The organism is Tenacibaculum aiptasiae (assembly GCF_965221665.1).
GTDB lineage: Bacteria > Bacteroidota > Bacteroidia > Flavobacteriales > Flavobacteriaceae > Polaribacter > Polaribacter aiptasiae.
Genome location: NZ_CBDCSN010000002.1, coordinates 2,071,033 through 2,091,638, shown reverse-complemented (window position 1 = coordinate 2,091,638; position 20,606 = coordinate 2,071,033). Strand labels below are relative to the sequence as shown.

Below are 20,606 nucleotides of genomic sequence, written 5' to 3'. Positions count from 1 at the left end.
ATTATCTATTAATATAAACCCAACCTGTAAATTGTTTACCACTTCCATCGTTCAACTCAATAACATAATAGTAAGTACCTACCGGAACTGGTTTACTATTATCAAATGTTAAACTAACATTTGAATAACCATCCCACCATTGAGGATTGCTACTTCCATTATTATCATATCTATAAACTTTTCTACCATACCTATTATAAACTCCCATACTAAAGTTTCTGTGGTTTGATAAGAATGGAATTACAAAAAGATCATTTACTCCATCTCCATTTGGTGAAAAACCTTCTGGTATAATTGTACAGTCAGTTAAATCAATATGATCTGGCACTTTATCATTATCACAATCATTCATAAATTCATCGATAGTTAATATTCCATCGTTGTCATCATCTGTATCTAAATAATCTGGTGTACCATCACCATCAGTATCATCATTTGTTGGATCTCCATCGTTATTTATGTCTTCATCAGCAGTTAATACTCCATCTCCATCATCGTCTGGATCTTGATAGTCTGATATTCCATCTCCATCACTATCTCCTAAACCTTCGGTGTTATCTGAAATACCATCGCCGTCTGAATCCAAATCTAAATAATCAGGTGTACCATCTCCATCAGTATCTCCAGCTCCCTCTGTTCCGTCTGGAATACCATCATTATCACTATCAGTATCTAAGCTATCTGGCGTACCATCACCATCACTATCACCATTACCCTCTGTAGCATCAGAAATACCATCACCATCATCATCTGGATCTGTAACGTCTGGATCACCATCGCCATCTGTATCTACTTGAACAGTTACAGTAACAGTTTCCGTTATACAAACTTGTGGTGTTACTGCTGTATTACATACTTGTAATTCAATTGTAACTATACCTCCTTCTTCGCCTGCGGCTGGTGTATAAGTAACTTCTCCTGTTAATGGATCAATATTTACGGTTCCTGCAGCAGTTCCTCCTGTTTGGGTGATACTTGTATTTGCTCCTGATTCAAAGTCATCATTAGCTAAAACATTAACCATAGCACTTTGACCTTCCACAACTGTTAATACATCATCTGCTCCTGTTGGCACTAATGAGTTTGGATCCGTTCCATCTGGATTCCCATCATTATCATCGTCTGGATCTGTAACGTCTGGATCACCATCGCCATCTGTATCTGTTTGTACAGTTACTGTAACTCTTTCACTAACACAAACTTGAGGTGTTACTCCTGTATTACATACTTGTAATTCAATTGTAACTGTACCTCCTTGCTCTCCTGGAGCTGGAGTATAACTTAACTCCCCTGTTAATGGGTCAATACTTACGGTTCCTACAGCAGTTCCTCCTGTTTGAGTGATACTTGTATTTGCTCCTGGCTCAAAATCATCATTCGCTAGAACGTTAACTGAAGCTGTTTGTCCCTCTCCTACAACTAAAACATCATCTACTCCTGTAGGTACTAATGAGTTTGGATCGGTTCCATCTGGATTCCCATCATTATCATCGTCTGGATCTGTAACGTCTGGATCACCATCACCGTCTGTATCTGTTTGTACAGTTACAGTTATTGTTTCTGTTACACAAACTTGTGGTGTTACTGCTGTATTACACACTTGTAATTCAATTGTAACTGTACCTCCTTCTTCGCCTGCAGCTGGTGTATAAGTAACTTCTCCTGTTAATGGATCAATACTTACGGTTCCTGCAGCAGTTCCTCCTGTTTGGGTGATACTTGTATTTGCTCCTGATTCAAAGTCATCATTAGCTAAAACATTAACCATAGCACTTTGACCTTCCACAACTGTTAATACATCATCTGCTCCTGTTGGCACTAATGAGTTTGGATCCGTTCCATCTGGATTCCCATCATTATCATCGTCTGGATCTGTAACGTCTGGATCACCATCGCCATCTGTATCTACTTGAACAGTTACAGTTATTGTTTCTGTTACACAAACTTGTGGTGTTACTGCTGTATTACATACTTGTAATTCAATTGTAACTGTACCTCCTTCTTCGTCTGCGGCTGGTGCATAAGTAACTTCTCCTGTTAATGGATCAATACTTACGGTTCCTGCGGCAGTTCCTCCTGTTTGGGTGATACTTGTATTTGCTCCTGGCTCAAAGTCATCATTAGCTAAAACATTAACCATAGCACTTTGACCTTCTACAACTGTTAATACATCATCTGCTCCTGTTGGCACTAATGGGTTTGGATCGGTTCCATCTGGATTCCCATCATTATCATCGTCTGGATCTGTTACATCTGGATCACCATCGCCATCTGTATCTACTTGAACAGTTACAGTTATTGTTTCTGTTACACAAACTTGTGGTGTTACTGCTGTATTACATACTTGTAATTCAATTGTAACTGTACCTCCTTCTTCGCCTGCGGCTGGTGTATAAGTAACTTCTCCTGTTAATGGATCAATACTTACGGTTCCTGCGGCAGTTCCTCCTGTTTGAGTAATACTTGTATTTGCTCCTGGCCCAAAGTCATCATTCGTTAAAACATTAACCATAGCACTTTGACCTTCTACAACTGTTAATACATCATCTGCTCCTGTTGGCACTAATGGATTTGGATCAGTTCCATCTGGATTTCCATCATTATCATCGTCTGGATCTGTTACATCTGGATTACCATCGCCATCTGTATCTACTTGAACAGTTACAGTTATTGTTTCTGTTACACAAACTTGTGGTGTTACTGCTGTATTACATACTTGTAATTCAATTGTAACTGTACCTCCTTCTTCGCCTGCGGCTGGTGTATAAGTAACTTCTCCTGTTAATGGATCAATACTTACAGTTCCTCCAGCAGTTCCTCCTGTTTGGGTGATACTTGTATTTGCTCCTGGTCCAAAGTCATCATTAGTTAAAACATTAACCATAGCACTTTGACCTTCTACAACTGTTAATACATCATCTGCTCCTGTTGGCACTAATGGGTTTGGATCGGTTCCATCTGGATTTCCATCATTATCATCGTCTGGATCTGTTACATCTGGATCACCATCACCATCTGTATCTGTTAAAACATTTAAAGTACCAGAAACATAGTTAAAAGAATAATTATTATCTACTCCTCCTGATACTGTAATAGGATACATTCCGACTGGAGATGTAACTGTCGCTGTAGTACTCGCTACTGGAACTGTATCTAAATCTGTAACACTATCTCCTACTATAAAACCTGAATAAGTAATTGTAAGAACTGGATTAGCAACTCCCTCAGCTCGAGATTTATCATCAGCAGTTACTGTTAATGCTTTAGCTGTAACTGTTAAATCTCCATCTACATAACTAATCGTATAGTTACTTGCGGTAAAGGTTCCGCCTGTCGCTGCTGATAATTGAATCGCATCTGTATACGTACCTACTGCATCCGTAGCTGCTTCTCCATCTGCATAGGCTACTGTTACTGAACCAATCGTTTCGCTGTTGGCTAATCCTACTGAAGTAAAGGTAGTATAACCTGTACCTCCTGTTAAGCTACTTCCGTATTCTTTGTTCTGATCGGTAGCGGTGATTGTTAATGCTTTAGCTGTAACTGTTAAATCGCCATCTACATAACTAATCGTATAGTTACTTGCGGTAAAGGTTCCGCCTGTCGCTGCTGATAATTGAATCGCATCTGTATACGTACCTACTGCATCCGTAGCTGCTTCTCCATCTGCATAGACTACTGTTACTGAACCAATCGTTTCGCTGTTGGCTAATCCCACTGAAGTAAAGGTAGTATAACCTGTACCTCCTGTTAAGCTACTTCCGTATTCTTTGTTCTGATCGGTAGCGGTGATTGTTAATGCTTTAGCTGTAACTGTTAAATCGCCATCTACATAACTAATCGTATAGTTACTTGCGGTAAAGGTTCCGCCTGTCGCTGCTGATAATTGAATCGCATCTGTATACGTACCTACTGCATCCGTAGCTGCTTCTCCATCTGCATAGACTACTGTTACTGAACCAATCGTTTCGCTGTTGGCTAATCCTACTGAAGTAAAGGTAGTATAACCTGTACCTCCTGTTAAGCTACTTCCGTATTCTTTGTTCTGATCGGTAGCGGTGATTGTTAATGCTTTAGCTGTAACTGTTAAATCTCCATCTACATAACTAATCGTATAGTTACTTGCGGTAAAGGTTCCGCCTGTCGCTGCTGATAATTGAATCGCATCTGTATACGTACCTACTGCATCCGTAGCTGCTTCTCCATCTGCATAGGCTACTGTTACTGAACCAATCGTTTCGCTGTTGGCTAATCCTACTGAAGTAAAGGTAGTATAACCTGTACCTCCTGTTAAGCTACTTCCGTATTCTTTGTTCTGATCGGTAGCGGTGATTGTTAATGCTTTAGCTGTAACTGTTAAATCGCCATCTACATAACTAATCGTATAGTTACTTGCGGTAAAGGTTCCGCCTGTCGCTGCTGATAATTGAATCGCATCTGTATACGTACCTACTGCATCCGTAGCTGCTTCTCCATCTGCATAGGCTACTGTTACTGAACCAATCGTTTCGCTGTTGGCTAATCCTACTGAAGTAAAGGTAGTATAACCTGTACCTCCTGTTAAGCTACTTCCGTATTCTTTGTTCTGATCGGTAGCGGTGATTGTTAATGCTTTAGCTGTAACTGTTAAATCTCCATCTACATAACTAATCGTATAGTTACTTGCGGTAAAGGTTCCGCCTGTCGCTGCTGATAATTGAATCGCATCTGTATACGTACCTACTGCATCCGTAGCTGCTTCTCCATCTGCATAGGCTACTGTTACTGAACCAATCGTTTCGCTGTTGGCTAATCCTACTGAAGTAAAGGTAGTATAACCTGTACCTCCTGTTAAGCTACTTCCGTATTCTTTGTTCTGATCGGTAGCGGTGATTGTTAATGCTTTAGCTGTAACTGTTAAATCGCCATCTACATAACTAATCGTATAGTTACTTGCGGTAAAGGTTCCGCCTGTCGCTGCTGATAATTGAATCGCATCTGTATACGTACCTACTGCATCCGTAGCTGCTTCTCCATCTGCATAGGCTACTGTTACTGAACCAATCGTTTCGCTGTTGGCTAATCCTACTGAAGTAAAGGTAGTATAACCTGTACCTCCTGTTAAGCTACTTCCGTATTCTTTGTTCTGATCGGTAGCGGTGATTGTTAATGCTTTAGCTGTAACTGTTAAATCGCCATCTACATAACTAATCGTATAGTTACTTGCGGTAAAGGTTCCGCCTGTCGCTGCTGATAATTGAATCGCATCTGTATACGTACCTACTGCATCCGTAGCTGCTTCTCCATCTGCATAGACTACTGTTACTGAACCAATCGTTTCGCTGTTGGCTAATCCTACTGAAGTAAAGGTAGTATAACCTGTACCTCCTGTTAAGCTACTTCCGTATTCTTTGTTCTGATCGGTAGCGGTGATTGTTAATGCTTTAGCTGTAACTGTTAAATCTCCATCTACATAACTAATCGTATAGTTACTTGCGGTAAAGGTTCCGCCTGTCGCTGCTGATAATTGAATCGCATCTGTATACGTACCTACTGCATCCGTAGCTGCTTCTCCATCTGCATAGACTACTGTTACTGAACCAATCGTTTCGCTGTTGGCTAATCCCACTGAAGTAAAGGTAGTATAACCTGTACCTCCTGTTAAGCTACTTCCGTATTCTTTGTTCTGATCGGTAGCGGTGATTGTTAATGCTTTAGCTGTAACTGTTAAATCTCCATCTACATAACTAATCGTATAGTTACTTGCGGTAAAGGTTCCGCCTGTCGCTGCTGATAATTGAATCGCATCTGTATACGTACCTACTGCATCCGTAGCTGCTTCTCCATCTGCATAGGCTACTGTTACTGAACCAATCGTTTCGCTGTTGACTAATCCTACTGAAGTAAAGGTAGTATAACCTGTACCTCCTGTTAAGCTACTTCCGTATTCTTTGTTCTGATCGGTAGCGGTGATTGTTAATGCTTTAGCTGTAACTGTTAAATCTCCATCTACATAACTAATCGTATAGTTACTTGCGGTAAAGGTTCCGCCTGTCGCTGCTGATAATTGAATCGCATCTGTATACGTACCTACTGCATCCGTAGCTGCTTCTCCATCTGCATAGGCTACTGTTACTGAACCAATCGTTTCGCTGTTGGCTAATCCTACTGAAGTAAAGGTAGTATAACCTGTACCTCCTGTTAAGCTACTTCCGTATTCTTTGTTCTGATCGGTAGCGGTGATTGTTAATGCTTTAGCTGTAACTGTTAAATCTCCATCTACATAACTAATCGTATAGTTACTTGCGGTAAAGGTTCCGCCTGTCGCTGCTGATAATTGAATCGCATCTGTATACGTACCTACTGCATCCGTAGCTGCTTCTCCATCTGCATAGGCTACTGTTACTGAACCAATCGTTTCGCTGTTGGCTAATCCTACTGAAGTAAAGGTAGTATAACCTGTACCTCCTGTTAAGCTACTTCCGTATTCTTTGTTCTGATCGGTAGCGGTGATTGTTAATGCTTTAGCTGTAACTGTTAAATCTCCATCTACATAACTAATCGTATAGTTACTTGCGGTAAAGGTTCCGCCTGTCGCTGCTGATAATTGAATCGCATCTGTATACGTACCTACTGCATCCGTAGCTGCTTCTCCATCTGCATAGGCTACTGTTACTGAACCAATCGTTTCGCTGTTGGCTAATCCTACTGAAGTAAAGGTAGTATAACCTGTACCTCCTGTTAAGCTACTTCCGTATTCTTTGTTCTGATCGGTAGCGGTGATTGTTAATGCTTTAGCTGTAACTGTTAAATCGCCATCTACATAACTAATCGTATAGTTACTTGCGGTAAAGGTTCCGCCTGTCGCTGCTGATAATTGAATCGCATCTGTATACGTACCTACTGCATCCGTAGCTGCTTCTCCATCTGCATAGACTACTGTTACTGAACCAATCGTTTCGCTGTTGGCTAATCCCACTGAAGTAAAGGTAGTATAACCTGTACCTCCTGTTAAGCTACTTCCGTATTCTTTGTTCTGATCGGTAGCGGTGATTGTTAATGCTTTAGCTGTAACTGTTAAATCTCCATCTACATAACTAATCGTATAGTTACTTGCGGTAAAGGTTCCGCCTGTCGCTGCTGATAATTGAATCGCATCTGTATACGTACCTACTGCATCCGTAGCTGCTTCTCCATCTGCATAGACTACTGTTACTGAACCAATCGTTTCGCTGTTGGCTAATCCCACTGAAGTAAAGGTAGTATAACCTGTACCTCCTGTTAAGCTACTTCCGTATTCTTTGTTCTGATCGGTAGCGGTGATTGTTAATGCTTTAGCTGTAACTGTTAAATCTCCATCTACATAACTAATCGTATAGTTACTTGCGGTAAAGGTTCCGCCTGTCGCTGCTGATAATTGAATCGCATCTGTATACGTACCTACTGCATCCGTAGCTGCTTCTCCATCTGCATAGACTACTGTTACTGAACCAATCGTTTCGCTGTTGGCTAATCCTACTGAAGTAAAGGTAGTATAACCTGTACCTCCTGTTAAGCTACTTCCGTATTCTTTGTTCTGATCGGTAGCGGTGATTGTTAATGCTTTAGCTGTAACTGTTAAATCGCCATCTACATAACTAATCGTATAGTTACTTGCGGTAAAGGTTCCGCCTGTCGCTGCTGATAATTGAATCGCATCTGTATACGTACCTACTGCATCCGTAGCTGCTTCTCCATCTGCATAGGCTACTGTTACTGAACCAATCGTTTCGCTGTTGGCTAATCCTACTGAAGTAAAGGTAGTATAACCTGTACCTCCTGTTAAGCTACTTCCGTATTCTTTGTTCTGATCGGTAGCGGTGATTGTTAATGCTTTAGCTGTAACTGTTAAATCGCCATCTACATAACTAATCGTATAGTTACTTGCGGTAAAGGTTCCGCCTGTCGCTGCTGATAATTGAATCGCATCTGTATACGTACCTACTGCATCCGTAGCTGCTTCTCCATCTGCATAGACTACTGTTACTGAACCAATCGTTTCGCTGTTGGCTAATCCTACTGAAGTAAAGGTAGTATAACCTGTACCTCCTGTTAAGCTACTTCCGTATTCTTTGTTCTGATCGGTAGCGGTGATTGTTAATGCTTTAGCTGTAACTGTTAAATCTCCATCTACATAACTAATCGTATAGTTACTTGCGGTAAAGGTTCCGCCTGTCGCTGCTGATAATTGAATCGCATCTGTATACGTACCTACTGCATCCGTAGCTGCTTCTCCATCTGCATAGACTACTGTTACTGAACCAATCGTTTCGCTGTTGGCTAATCCCACTGAAGTAAAGGTAGTATAACCTGTACCTCCTGTTAAGCTACTTCCGTATTCTTTGTTCTGATCGGTAGCGGTGATTGTTAATGCTTTAGCTGTAACTGTTAAATCTCCATCTACATAACTAATCGTATAGTTACTTGCGGTAAAGGTTCCGCCTGTCGCTGCTGATAATTGAATCGCATCTGTATACGTACCTACTGCATCCGTAGCTGCTTCTCCATCTGCATAGGCTACTGTTACTGAACCAATCGTTTCGCTGTTGACTAATCCTACTGAAGTAAAGGTAGTATAACCTGTACCTCCTGTTAAGCTACTTCCGTATTCTTTGTTCTGATCGGTAGCGGTGATTGTTAATGCTTTAGCTGTAACTGTTAAATCTCCATCTACATAACTAATCGTATAGTTACTTGCGGTAAAGGTTCCGCCTGTCGCTGCTGATAATTGAATCGCATCTGTATACGTACCTACTGCATCCGTAGCTGCTTCTCCATCTGCATAGGCTACTGTTACTGAACCAATCGTTTCGCTGTTGGCTAATCCTACTGAAGTAAAGGTAGTATAACCTGTACCTCCTGTTAAGCTACTTCCGTATTCTTTGTTCTGATCGGTAGCGGTGATTGTTAATGCTTTAGCTGTAACTGTTAAATCTCCATCTACATAACTAATCGTATAGTTACTTGCGGTAAAGGTTCCGCCTGTCGCTGCTGATAATTGAATCGCATCTGTATACGTACCTACTGCATCCGTAGCTGCTTCTCCATCTGCATAGGCTACTGTTACTGAACCAATCGTTTCGCTGTTGGCTAATCCTACTGAAGTAAAGGTAGTATAACCTGTACCTCCTGTTAAGCTACTTCCGTATTCTTTGTTCTGATCGGTAGCGGTGATTGTTAATGCTTTAGCTGTAACTGTTAAATCTCCATCTACATAACTAATCGTATAGTTACTTGCGGTAAAGGTTCCGCCTGTCGCTGCTGATAATTGAATCGCATCTGTATACGTACCTACTGCATCCGTAGCTGCTTCTCCATCTGCATAGGCTACTGTTACTGAACCAATCGTTTCGCTGTTGGCTAATCCTACTGAAGTAAAGGTAGTATAACCTGTACCTCCTGTTAAGCTACTTCCGTATTCTTTGTTCTGATCGGTAGCGGTGATTGTTAATGCTTTAGCTGTAACTGTTAAATCGCCATCTACATAACTAATCGTATAGTTACTTGCGGTAAAGGTTCCGCCTGTCGCTGCTGATAATTGAATCGCATCTGTATACGTACCTACTGCATCCGTAGCTGCTTCTCCATCTGCATAGACTACTGTTACTGAACCAATCGTTTCGCTGTTGGCTAATCCCACTGAAGTAAAGGTAGTATAACCTGTACCTCCTGTTAAGCTACTTCCGTATTCTTTGTTCTGATCGGTAGCGGTGATTGTTAATGCTTTAGCTGTAACTGTTAAATCTCCATCTACATAACTAATCGTATAGTTACTTGCGGTAAAGGTTCCGCCTGTCGCTGCTGATAATTGAATCGCATCTGTATACGTACCTACTGCATCCGTAGCTGCTTCTCCATCTGCATAGACTACTGTTACTGAACCAATCGTTTCGCTGTTGGCTAATCCTACTGAAGTAAAGGTAGTATAACCTGTACCTCCTGTTAAGCTACTTCCGTATTCTTTGTTCTGATCGGTAGCGGTGATTGTTAATGCTTTAGCTGTAACTGTTAAATCTCCATCTACATAACTAATCGTATAGTTACTTGCGGTAAAGGTTCCGCCTGTCGCTGCTGATAATTGAATCGCATCTGTATACGTACCTACTGCATCCGTAGCTGCTTCTCCATCTGCATAGGCTACTGTTACTGAACCAATCGTTTCGCTGTTGGCTAATCCTACTGAAGTAAAGGTAGTATAACCTGTACCTCCTGTTAAGCTACTTCCGTATTCTTTGTTCTGATCGGTAGCGGTGATTGTTAATGCTTTAGCTGTAACTGTTAAATCTCCATCTACATAACTAATCGTATAGTTACTTGCGGTAAAGGTTCCGCCTGTCGCTGCTGATAATTGAATCGCATCTGTATACGTACCTACTGCATCCGTAGCTGCTTCTCCATCTGCATAGGCTACTGTTACTGAACCAATCGTTTCGCTGTTGGCTAATCCTACTGAAGTAAAGGTAGTATAACCTGTACCTCCTGTTAAGCTACTTCCGTATTCTTTGTTCTGATCGGTAGCGGTGATTGTTAATGCTTTAGCTGTAACTGTTAAATCGCCATCTACATAACTAATCGTATAGTTACTTGCGGTAAAGGTTCCGCCTGTCGCTGCTGATAATTGAATCGCATCTGTATACGTACCTACTGCATCCGTAGCTGCTTCTCCATCTGCATAGGCTACTGTTACTGAACCAATCGTTTCGCTGTTGGCTAATCCTACTGAAGTAAAGGTAGTATAACCTGTACCTCCTGTTAAGCTACTTCCGTATTCTTTGTTCTGATCGGTAGCGGTGATTGTTAATGCTTTAGCTGTAACTGTTAAATCGCCATCTACATAACTAATCGTATAGTTACTTGCGGTAAAAGTTCCGCCTGTCGCTGCTGATAATTGAATCGCATCTGTATACGTACCTACTGCATCCGTAGCTGCTTCTCCATCTGCATAGGCTACTGTTACTGAACCAATCGTTTCGCTGTTGGCTAATCCTACTGAAGTAAAGGTAGTATAACCTGTACCTCCTGTTAAGCTACTTCCGTATTCTTTGTTCTGATCGGTAGCTGTGATTGTTAATGCTTTAGCTGTAACTGTTAAATCTCCATCTACATAACTAATCGTATAGTTACTTGCGGTAAAGGTTCCGCCTGTCGCTGCTGATAATTGAATCGCATCTGTATACGTACCTACTGCATCCGTAGCTGCTTCTCCATCTGCATAGGCTACTGTTACTGAACCAATCGTTTCGCTGTTGGCTAATCCTACTGAAGTAAAGGTAGTATAACCTGTACCTCCTGTTAAGCTACTTCCATATTCTTTGTTCTGATCGGTAGCTGTGATTGTTAATGTCTTTGGATCTATTGTCAACGTAATATCTTTAGTTCCTGAAGTATATATTCCGTTAACTGCTACAGTTGCTCTTATCGTAACTGTACCAGCATCTCCTATGGTTACCGTTTCATTATTTGTACCTGATAAACTTGTACCATTAGGTGATCCAATAATAGAATATGTAATTGCTCCCCCAGAATTTGAAGTTGCTCCTAAGTTAAAATTAGCATCTCCATAAGTAACTGTTATATCATTAAACGTAATTGTAGGATCATCATTTGTAATTGTTCCAGTAGCTGTAGTTGTTGCGATATTCGCATCAACTGGACTAGATAACGTTACTGTAAAACCTTCATCTGGTTCCACAGTAGTGTCTCCACTAACATTTATTGTGATTACTTTACTTGTTTCTGTGGCTGCAAAGTTTATTGTGCCACTAGGAAAAGTCCCTCCAAAATCAGCCGCAACAGCTGGATTAGTTCCACTTCCTGTTACCGCATAATTCACAGCACTTGTTCCACTAGTATCTCCATTACGAGTAACTGTAAAGGTGAATGCTGTAGAGCCTGTTGTTCCTTCTGCTTTTATTGCATCCGTTGCTGCTATTGTCACCGAAGTATCATCATCCGTAATTGTAACAGTAGATGTAGCATCAGCTACTTGTGGCTCTACAGAAAGGTCATCTAAAATTAAACCTAGTGTTTGTGTTAATGTTGAAGTAAATAATACTCTAGAAGTTGTTCCTGTTGCGGTAAATGAAAATGTACTTGAAGTATATTCAAAAGTAGTATTTGTTTTTGTTACCGTAGTACTATTTAAATTAGTCAGTACGCCTCCATTATTATCTTGAACAGTAATTGTTCCATTAACAGAAGCTGGTGAACCTCCTGCAGTTCTTCTTGATGTTATAAAACTTACATCGTAAGTAGTTCCTGCTTTTGTTGGAAAGTCTTGATATCCTTGAGATAAACAATCGACCTCCAAAACTTGGTTTGTTCCAACACTTCCTCCATATACTGTTTCTGTATTTACTTCAAAAGAAAAACTTCCAGCACAGTTCGGCGTTCCCGATACTGTAGTCCATCCTGTTGTTCCATCTTGAAATCCTGCATTTATAATTAAATCTCTTGTAACTTGAACTGTAAAAGATTTATCTGCTTCTATTGTAGTGTCTCCTATAATTGGAATACTAATAGTTCCTGTACTACTACCTGCTGGAATAATTATTCTAGCATTTGCCGCTGGGGCTGTATAATCTACACCAGCTACTGCTGTTCCTGGCACCACAGTATAATATATCGTTGCTCCACCTGATGGCGCTGGAGAACTTAATGTTACCACAACATCTGCATTCGTTGTTCCACTATCTCCTTCTGTTATTGTTGGACTACTAACACTAACACCTGAGTCGTCATTTGTAATACTACCTGTAGCTGTAGCTGTTCCAATTTCTGTTCCTGTTGGATTCGATAAGGTTACTGTAAATTCTTCAGTTTGTTCAAATGCATTATCTCCATTTACGTTCACTGTAATTACCTTACTAGTTTCTGTAGCTGCAAAATTAACAGTTCCAGATGGTAATGCCCCACCAAAATCAGTTGCGTCAGCAGCATTAGCTCCACTTCCAGTTATTGCATAATCTACTGAACTTGCCCCCGTAGTAATTCCAGTACGGGTTACTGTAAAAGTAAAAGCAGTATTTCCCGAATTCCCTTCACTTTTTGCAGCATCTGTTGCTGCTATTGAAACAGATGTATCATTATCTGTTATAGATATTTCCGTGTCAGTATTTCCTAATACTGCATTTACAGGATTAGAAAGTCTAATAATTAATGTTTCCGTCGGTTCAACCTCAGCATCATCTTTTATTGTAATATTTGGAAGGGTAATAGTTTGTGTACTTGTACCACTAGGTGCCGTAAAAGAAGCTGTTCCAGAAGTTGTTCCTGATGCTAAAGTATAATCAGTTCCTAATTGAGCGGTTCCTGCGATTACTTCCCAATCTACAGAAACATTAGAAGTACAATTCCCTTGAACTTCAACTTCGAAAGAGAATGACACCGCTGTTTCTCCTGCTGCATTTAATGGTTCATTAAGAGTTGTAGCTGCAATTCCACCTAACATAATACTTGATCCATCTACTGTTGCACTTGGTGGTGCTCCAAATCCTGCAAAATATCCCGCTGCTCCTTTATTCCCTGACGCCCCTAAAAAACCTACGTTTATAGGATTCGTTGCTCCAACGGACTCGTCTCCATTTCCTTTAATATTGATTGAAGTTACTCCAGAAGGAATCTGATATGTATGTGTAAACCATTCTGTATTACCTGTAACATTATTACTACTATTATCAACATCATCTCCTCCATCTGGTCCTATTACAAAAGTTGTTCCTCCTCCTGTAGGTGTTACAGTTGTATTAGTTCCTACTGGAACCGTAATATTTAAATACGCTGTTCCAAACTGTAATGGATCCGCAATAGTTACTTCTGATGTTTCAGAACACAAACTAATTGGCGGAATCAAATTCATACTCGATACAGTAGATGCATTTGCTCCATTTGTTGTTTGATATACAAATGAAGGCTTGTCTGTTCTAATATATGCATTATCATTACTACTAGTTGCTGTTTGCCAAAGACTGTTTGCACTATTTAAAAGAATATAATCTCCAACATTAGCAAGTGTTGTTACTGCGGTTCCACTTCCATTTAAAAACACTTGCGTATTAGCCTGAGTAGCAACTACTATAGCATATTCTAGTGATGCAGACCCTTGTCCTCTTACTAAAATAAAATCACTTCCAGCCTCACTCACTGGTACTAATTGATCGTATCCAATATCTCTCCCTGCGCTTGAAGCATCTGGTCCTGCTAATCCTCCTGAAGCTATCGCAATATCTTTATCTGAAGTCACAGAAATACCATTAAAACTATTTCGTTCTACGGCTGTATCATAATCAGGGTCTGATCCGTCTCCATCCACTATTTGAGCTATCACATAAACTTCTCCTTGACTTAAAGATTTATTAATTGTTGTTGATGTACCATGACCTATAAATGTTCTTCCATTAAAATCTGTAAAAGTAACATTGGTAGTACCTGACTGTGTAGCCATTACAGAGATAAATAAAACATTCTGATCATAAGTATTATTAGCAACTGGACTTCCTGTTATAAAACTTTGACCTAAACCAGCACTTCCTTTTCCTGTTAAGGACCCTCCTTGTGAACCTGAATCATGCCTTAGGTTTACATAAAAATTATTTGATGCTGTTAATATCAAGCCTTGATTACTTGGGTCTTCATAGCCTGGCGTTACAGAAGCGTTTAAATCTCCTGTAGAAGTATTAATGTCATTTGTAGTCAATACTCCTGTTCCCGCTACTGAGTCACTAGAACGAACTCCAATTCTAATCACCAATGGATTAGTGGCACTAATAGAAGCAACTCCCGTAGTCGAATTGTATTGTCCTGGACTGGGAGAACCACTAGTAATAATAGATGTTCCTGTTCCAGCTACTAGTTGCCCTGTTGGTAATTTAGTTGTTCCGTCTCCTAATGTAATAGTTACATCAAAAGCAGTTGACTCTAAAGTTGTTAATATCAAATATTGTTCATTCTGAGTACTATTAGATTGTACTCCTGACACATATGGAGGCACATAATGTGTACTTGAATATTGTGCATAATTTTCGTGCACAAACAGAAAAAAATTAAAAAATATGAGTAAACTCAGTATAAGAATTTTGTCAGGCTCTCTTTTTCTAGCCTCCTTAGTTTTGGAAAATTTACTAAATAGGGAATCTTTTTTTTTCATGTATGTAAGGTTAATTGTGTTTGTATAAAATGATTCTTGTGGTTTTTCTAGTTGATAATTTGTATTTATGTTTTCATTAAATATTTTTTGGTTATAGTCTTTCGTTATTTGTTAATTATATCTTTTATGACTGTTTTAAACTAAGTTTAACTGTATAGAAAATATCTTATCATTGAGCACCTGAATTTTTAGGACTCCTTTAAGTCCTACTTCATTAATTATTATTTTTTGTAGATTTTATTTTCAAAAGACATTAATTAAAAGAAGAGCTTTGTTGCCTTTTGACTTAAAAGAATCAGATTGTTTTTACACCTTTCTTGTTTGAAAGTACTGATTCCAAATATTTGTTTTTGAATTGAGTATTTTTTCCCCATATTACATAGTGTTTTTCCTGTATTAAATAGTGTTTTTCTTTTACAGAATAGTGTTTTCCCCCTACAACAAATAGTGTTTATCTAATTTCAAATTCACTAAACATTTTAAATAAAAACATATACACTTATTAATAATTTAACTTAACGTAGAACCTCATCTTTTTCACACATTTAAAACAATATTGATTACACTCTTTTTTTGACATAACCACCATATAAAACCCAGAAAAGATGCACTTTAACTTCATTTTTAATATCACAAAATTCTGATGCACTCTCATAGCTTTGTAGTAAGTTTTATATCAAAAAAAAAATGCTCTCTAAATGGAGAAAAAATTTTAATTCTACTTCTCTCTTTTAAATATAGTTTTTTAAACAAAATGAATTTCTTTGCTATTTTGAAGAGAGTTCTAAAGCCAATTTTTATATCTAAAATCCGTTTCGTTTTTATAGCGATTAGATAAGATATTTCTATTTATTGCTCATTTATTATTTACTTGAAATTACACATCAATAATATTCAAATAAATGCTCTTATGTCTAAAACAGCAGTTAAACAACACCACTTACTTCGTTGAATAACAGAAAAGTATCGACGAACGGTTTATAAATTGAATAAAAGGCAGCTAATTCGTTTTTCTATCTGAGAAGATGACCTTATAAAACGAGCGAAAAGAAATCTTAATCTAAAGAAACTTTAGACATATTATATGTTAAAAAAATGCTTTTCATAATAATGTAAATGACTTTGTTTTAATCTAATAGAACTAATCAGTCAAAAACACCATCAACACTTTTAACATTTAAATTAAAAAAATCATTAATTATTAAAATAATAAATATCAAAAAACCTAAATTTTCACATTTTATTTATTGATTAATTAAAAATTAATTAAATCTTAATCTTTCTTTTTTTATTTAGATTAAATACAAATAACTTTGTCCCCAAATAAAATGAAGGATGGATTTAAAGTATATCCTATTAGTTCTTGTTTTAACCTTTTCAAGCTTAAGTTATTCTCAAATAAAAGGTACTGTGCTAGATACTGAAAGTAGTCTCCCGATTTCAGAAGCAGTAATAAATATAAAACCATATAACAAATGGACGGTAACTGATAAGAATGGACAATTTAACATTCAAGTTAAAACACTACCTGTAACCCTAGAATTTTCTTTTCTCGGAAAGAAAAAAGTTAGTTTATTGGTTAAGGAATTTAAGTCTGATATAATTATTCGTTTAGCAAACAATGACCTTAAACTAGACGAAGTTGTTGTTACAGCCAAAAACAAAGAGGAAAGTACTGGCTCTAATTTAGTATTAGGTAAACAAGCTATAAATTTAGTACAAGCTCAAAGTGTTGCTGATGTAATGCAATTAATTCCAGGTAATTCAATTTCTGAATCTAATTTACATGAAAGACAATTATTAAGTTTAAGAACAGCATTTTTTAGTGATGCTTCTAGAAGAAATGTTAGTAATGGATTACTTTCTAATAATGACCCATATTTACTTAACAATACTTTTGGTGTTGGTTACGTTATTGACGATGTACCTATAGATAACGATGTAAACTTAAGTGGTTTTAGAGGCCTTAAATTTGGCGGCTTCAATAACATTACCGAAAACAACACTGTAAACATGGGTTTAGATTTAAAAAACTTAAGTCTAAACAATATAGAATCTATCGATGTTGTTCAAGGAATATCTTCTGCTAGATATGGTAATCATACTTCAGGATTAGTAAAAATTAATAGAGCTCATGGAACGGCTCCTTTTTCTTTAAACACAACTTTACGAGCTGGATCTTATAGTGTTTCTCTTTCAAAAGGATACAGATTACCCAAAGAAAAAGGTTTTTTAAACTTAGGCTTAGACTACTTAAGATCTGATGCCGATCCTAGATCAGCAATAGATAAGTATGATCGCTTAACCTTTAATGGCAGTTGGTCGTACAGAAAGCCTAATAAAACACGTAACTTATTAAGTTTTAGCTATTCTCAAAATATAAATTCATACAATACCCAAGAAACAACAACCAGTAGAAGAAAAAGAAAAAACGATAGTAAAAGATTTAGATTATCTAACACCAACACAACATACTTTAGTAATTTCTTTATTGATAATATTACTAGTACTATTTCATTAGATTATAGTGAGAACAACAGTTTAAATTCTAACTTCACTAGTTATGGTGGGAATCCAATTTTAGGAGCTACAAGTGAAGGTACCTACGAAGCTAGTTATACTCCCGTTTCTTATTGGGCCACTGAACAAGTAGATAACAAACCATTATCTTTTTTCAGCAGATTAGAAGCTCAAAAGGTATTTGATTTCAATAATACTATTCTAAAAGTTGATTTAGGAGCTTCTTTCAGCATTAATAAAAACTTTGGTAAAGGAAACACAAGTAGTTCGGACGAACCTCTTATTATTTATAGTGTTTCTAGTGGCGGAAGTAATGGATTTAGAAACATAAATTTCAACGATAATTTCCCGGCAGACAAACGTTTTAGCACTTATCTGACTACGAATATTAACAGTAAAATATTTGGCAAAAAATGGGTTACAGATTTAGGATTAAGATATGATAATTATAATAAACACTCTATCTTAAACCCTCGTATAAACACAAAATTATATTTATCTAAAAAATTAAAATTTAGAACTGGTGCTGGTCTATTTAGTAAAGCTCCTTCTTTACAATCTCTTTACCCTGGTAATCTTTATTACGATTATTTAATTGCTGATTATAGAACCAACTCATATTCACTAGCATTAGCTCATACTTTTGTTAGACAATTTACAAATGAGAACTTAAAACCTTCTCACACCTTTAAATATGAAGCCGGTATTGATTTTAACTCAAAATCAATAAACACATCTTTAACTTTTTATTACAATAAACTAAAAGACGGTTTTACTAATCAAAGTAGTTTTGAAATAGCTCAACTACCAACCTATGATTTTACTTTTTATCCTGACAGAGCTCCTGACTATACCCTTAACGGACACAAACCAGTTTTATTAAATTACAGCTTACCTAGCAATGCTTTAGAAAGCGAAAATTACGGATTAGAATTATTAGTAAATACTGGAAAAATAAAGGAAATTAATACCTCTTTTAATTTAACAGCAGCTTATAGAAACACATTAAACAATAACTCTTTAAATTCATTTACTATAAACAATGATGATTCGTCAGATGTTTTAATTGGAATTCATGAAAGCAGACCTACAAGGTTTCAAAAAATTAATAGTTCAATAACAGCAATTCATCATATTTCAAGTATAGGACTAGTCATAACTCTTACTGCCGAGCAATTTATTATGGCCAAGCAATCCAATTTCGGTAGATATATTTATCCAATTGCATACTACGATAGAAACCTCAACTATCATACGATTCCAGAAAACGAACAAAACGATAACAAATATAGTGGAGTCAGAAAACTAGGAACCAACAGCGACTCCTCTTCTAATGATATTGATAGAGTTTATGGGAATTATCATTTAAGATTAAGTAAAGAATTTGATAACGGCTTACGATTCTCTTTTTATGCAGTTAATTTCTTAAATCATTTACCTAAATCCAGAAAACTAAATAGTGATGGTTCATGGAGTCTTAGTCAGTTAAACAGACCAATTTCCTTTGGGGGAAGTATATTTTATAAATTTTAGAAAACAATAAACATTAATCAAAAACAAAAAAAATGAAATCTTTTAATAAATTAATAGCTATTCTTATTGTTGTTACTTTTACAATGATATCTTGTAGTTATGATCCTATAATTCAACCAGTTACTTATGATATCAAAGCTAACTTCGGAGAAGCATTCAATAATCAATCTACTGCTGGAATCGAAGTAAAATTAAAAAGCATCAATTCTACTCAAGAATACATTTCAACTACAGATACTGAAGGAAATGTAAATTTTGACGCAGTAAATCCAGGTACATACAACCTTACTGCTACTGCTAGTTTTACTTCTAGTGAATATAAAAACTTTTTTGGTGTAGCTACAACCGAAGCTACCGTTAATTTTAGTGGTACATTAGACAATATTGTAATAAACAATAGTTCTGATATGAATAAAACCGTAGTTTTAAAAACTTCTAAAATTGGTGACCTACTAATTAAACAAGTATACTATGCTGGTTCTGATATATTTGATGCCGCTAGCTTTAGAGATTTATTTTTCGAATTATACAACAACTCTAACGAAGTAATTTATCTTGACGGTTTACACTTTGCACAAGTATATGGTAGAACTACAAGCTCTGTTAAAACCTATACTTTAGCAAATGGACAGTACGACTGGACTAAATCTATTGATCAAACTAAAGGTGACAAATCCAATACAGATTACACTTATGCTGATCATATTATTAAATTTCCTGGAACAGGAAAACAATATCCTTTAAACCCAGGCGAAAGTACTGTGGTTGCAGGTACAGCTATTAACCATAAGCAACCTTTAGTAACTCCTACTAAGACTTATCAAGTAGCAAAACCAGAATTGACAATTGATTTAAGTGGTGCAAATTTTGAAGTAAACTTTGTTGATTATTTTAACAGCATTGGAAAAACTCCTCTTTCAACAGATATTGACAATCCATCTGTACAAAACATGGATATTGTTTACAACAACAGTCAAAGAGAATTAATTTTAGATCCATTAGGTAGAGATTCTTTTGTAATTTTTAGAATTGAAGATTTTAACACTTTAAATAAATTACCTAATCCTCAAACTACTGCTGTTACTTCTACAACTAGAAAATATGTACAAATTCCTAACAATATTATTATTGACGGTGTTGAAGTACGTAGAGAAGATGCTACAAAAGCAGCCCCAAGGCGTTTAGATTCTTCTATAGATGGAGGACAAATGTTTGTACCTAAAGGACGATACTCTTCACAAGCTATTATAAGAAAAGTAGCTCAAACTTTTGGAACTCGTAAAGTATTACAAGATACTAATAACTCTGAAGATGATTTTATCGCAATAGACATTCCTTTACCTGGAGGGTGGAATTAATTTTTAACTCTATTAAAGAGAAGAAGAAATCT

3 protein-coding genes are annotated in these 20,606 nt (G+C 37.2%); 2 read left to right on the top strand and 1 reads right to left on the bottom strand.

Going from position 1 to position 20,606, the window contains the following annotated elements:
• Window position 1: 1 nt before the first annotated feature.
• Window positions 2-15,046, bottom strand: a complete 15,045-nt coding sequence (locus ACOQN8_RS09910; RefSeq protein ID WP_420552556.1) for an MBG domain-containing protein — start codon at window positions 15,044-15,046, stop codon at window positions 2-4.
• Between the two features lie 1,452 nt (window positions 15,047-16,498).
• On the opposite strand from ACOQN8_RS09910, the gene ACOQN8_RS09905 reads away from it, so the two are divergent.
• Together ACOQN8_RS09905 and ACOQN8_RS09900 are read left to right on the top strand one after the other, a co-directional pair.
• Window positions 16,499-19,216 carry a TonB-dependent receptor gene (locus ACOQN8_RS09905; RefSeq protein WP_420552555.1) on the top strand — a complete coding sequence of 906 codons (2,718 nt, stop codon included), beginning with the start codon at window positions 16,499-16,501 and terminating at the stop codon, window positions 19,214-19,216.
• A 32-nt stretch (window positions 19,217-19,248) separates the two neighbouring features.
• Complete coding sequence (locus ACOQN8_RS09900; RefSeq protein ID WP_420552554.1) at window positions 19,249-20,574, top strand: DUF4876 domain-containing protein; 1,326 nt, start codon at window positions 19,249-19,251, stop codon at window positions 20,572-20,574.
• Window positions 20,575-20,606: the final 32 nt, after the last annotated feature.

Excerpts from the sequence above, each read along its gene's own strand:
- ACOQN8_RS09905 (WP_420552555.1), top strand. The coding sequence starts at position 16,499 with ATGGATTTAAAGTATATCCTATTAGTTCTTGTTTTAACCTTTTCAAGC.
- ACOQN8_RS09900 (WP_420552554.1), top strand. The coding sequence starts at position 19,249 with ATGAAATCTTTTAATAAATTAATAGCTATTCTTATTGTTGTTACTTTT.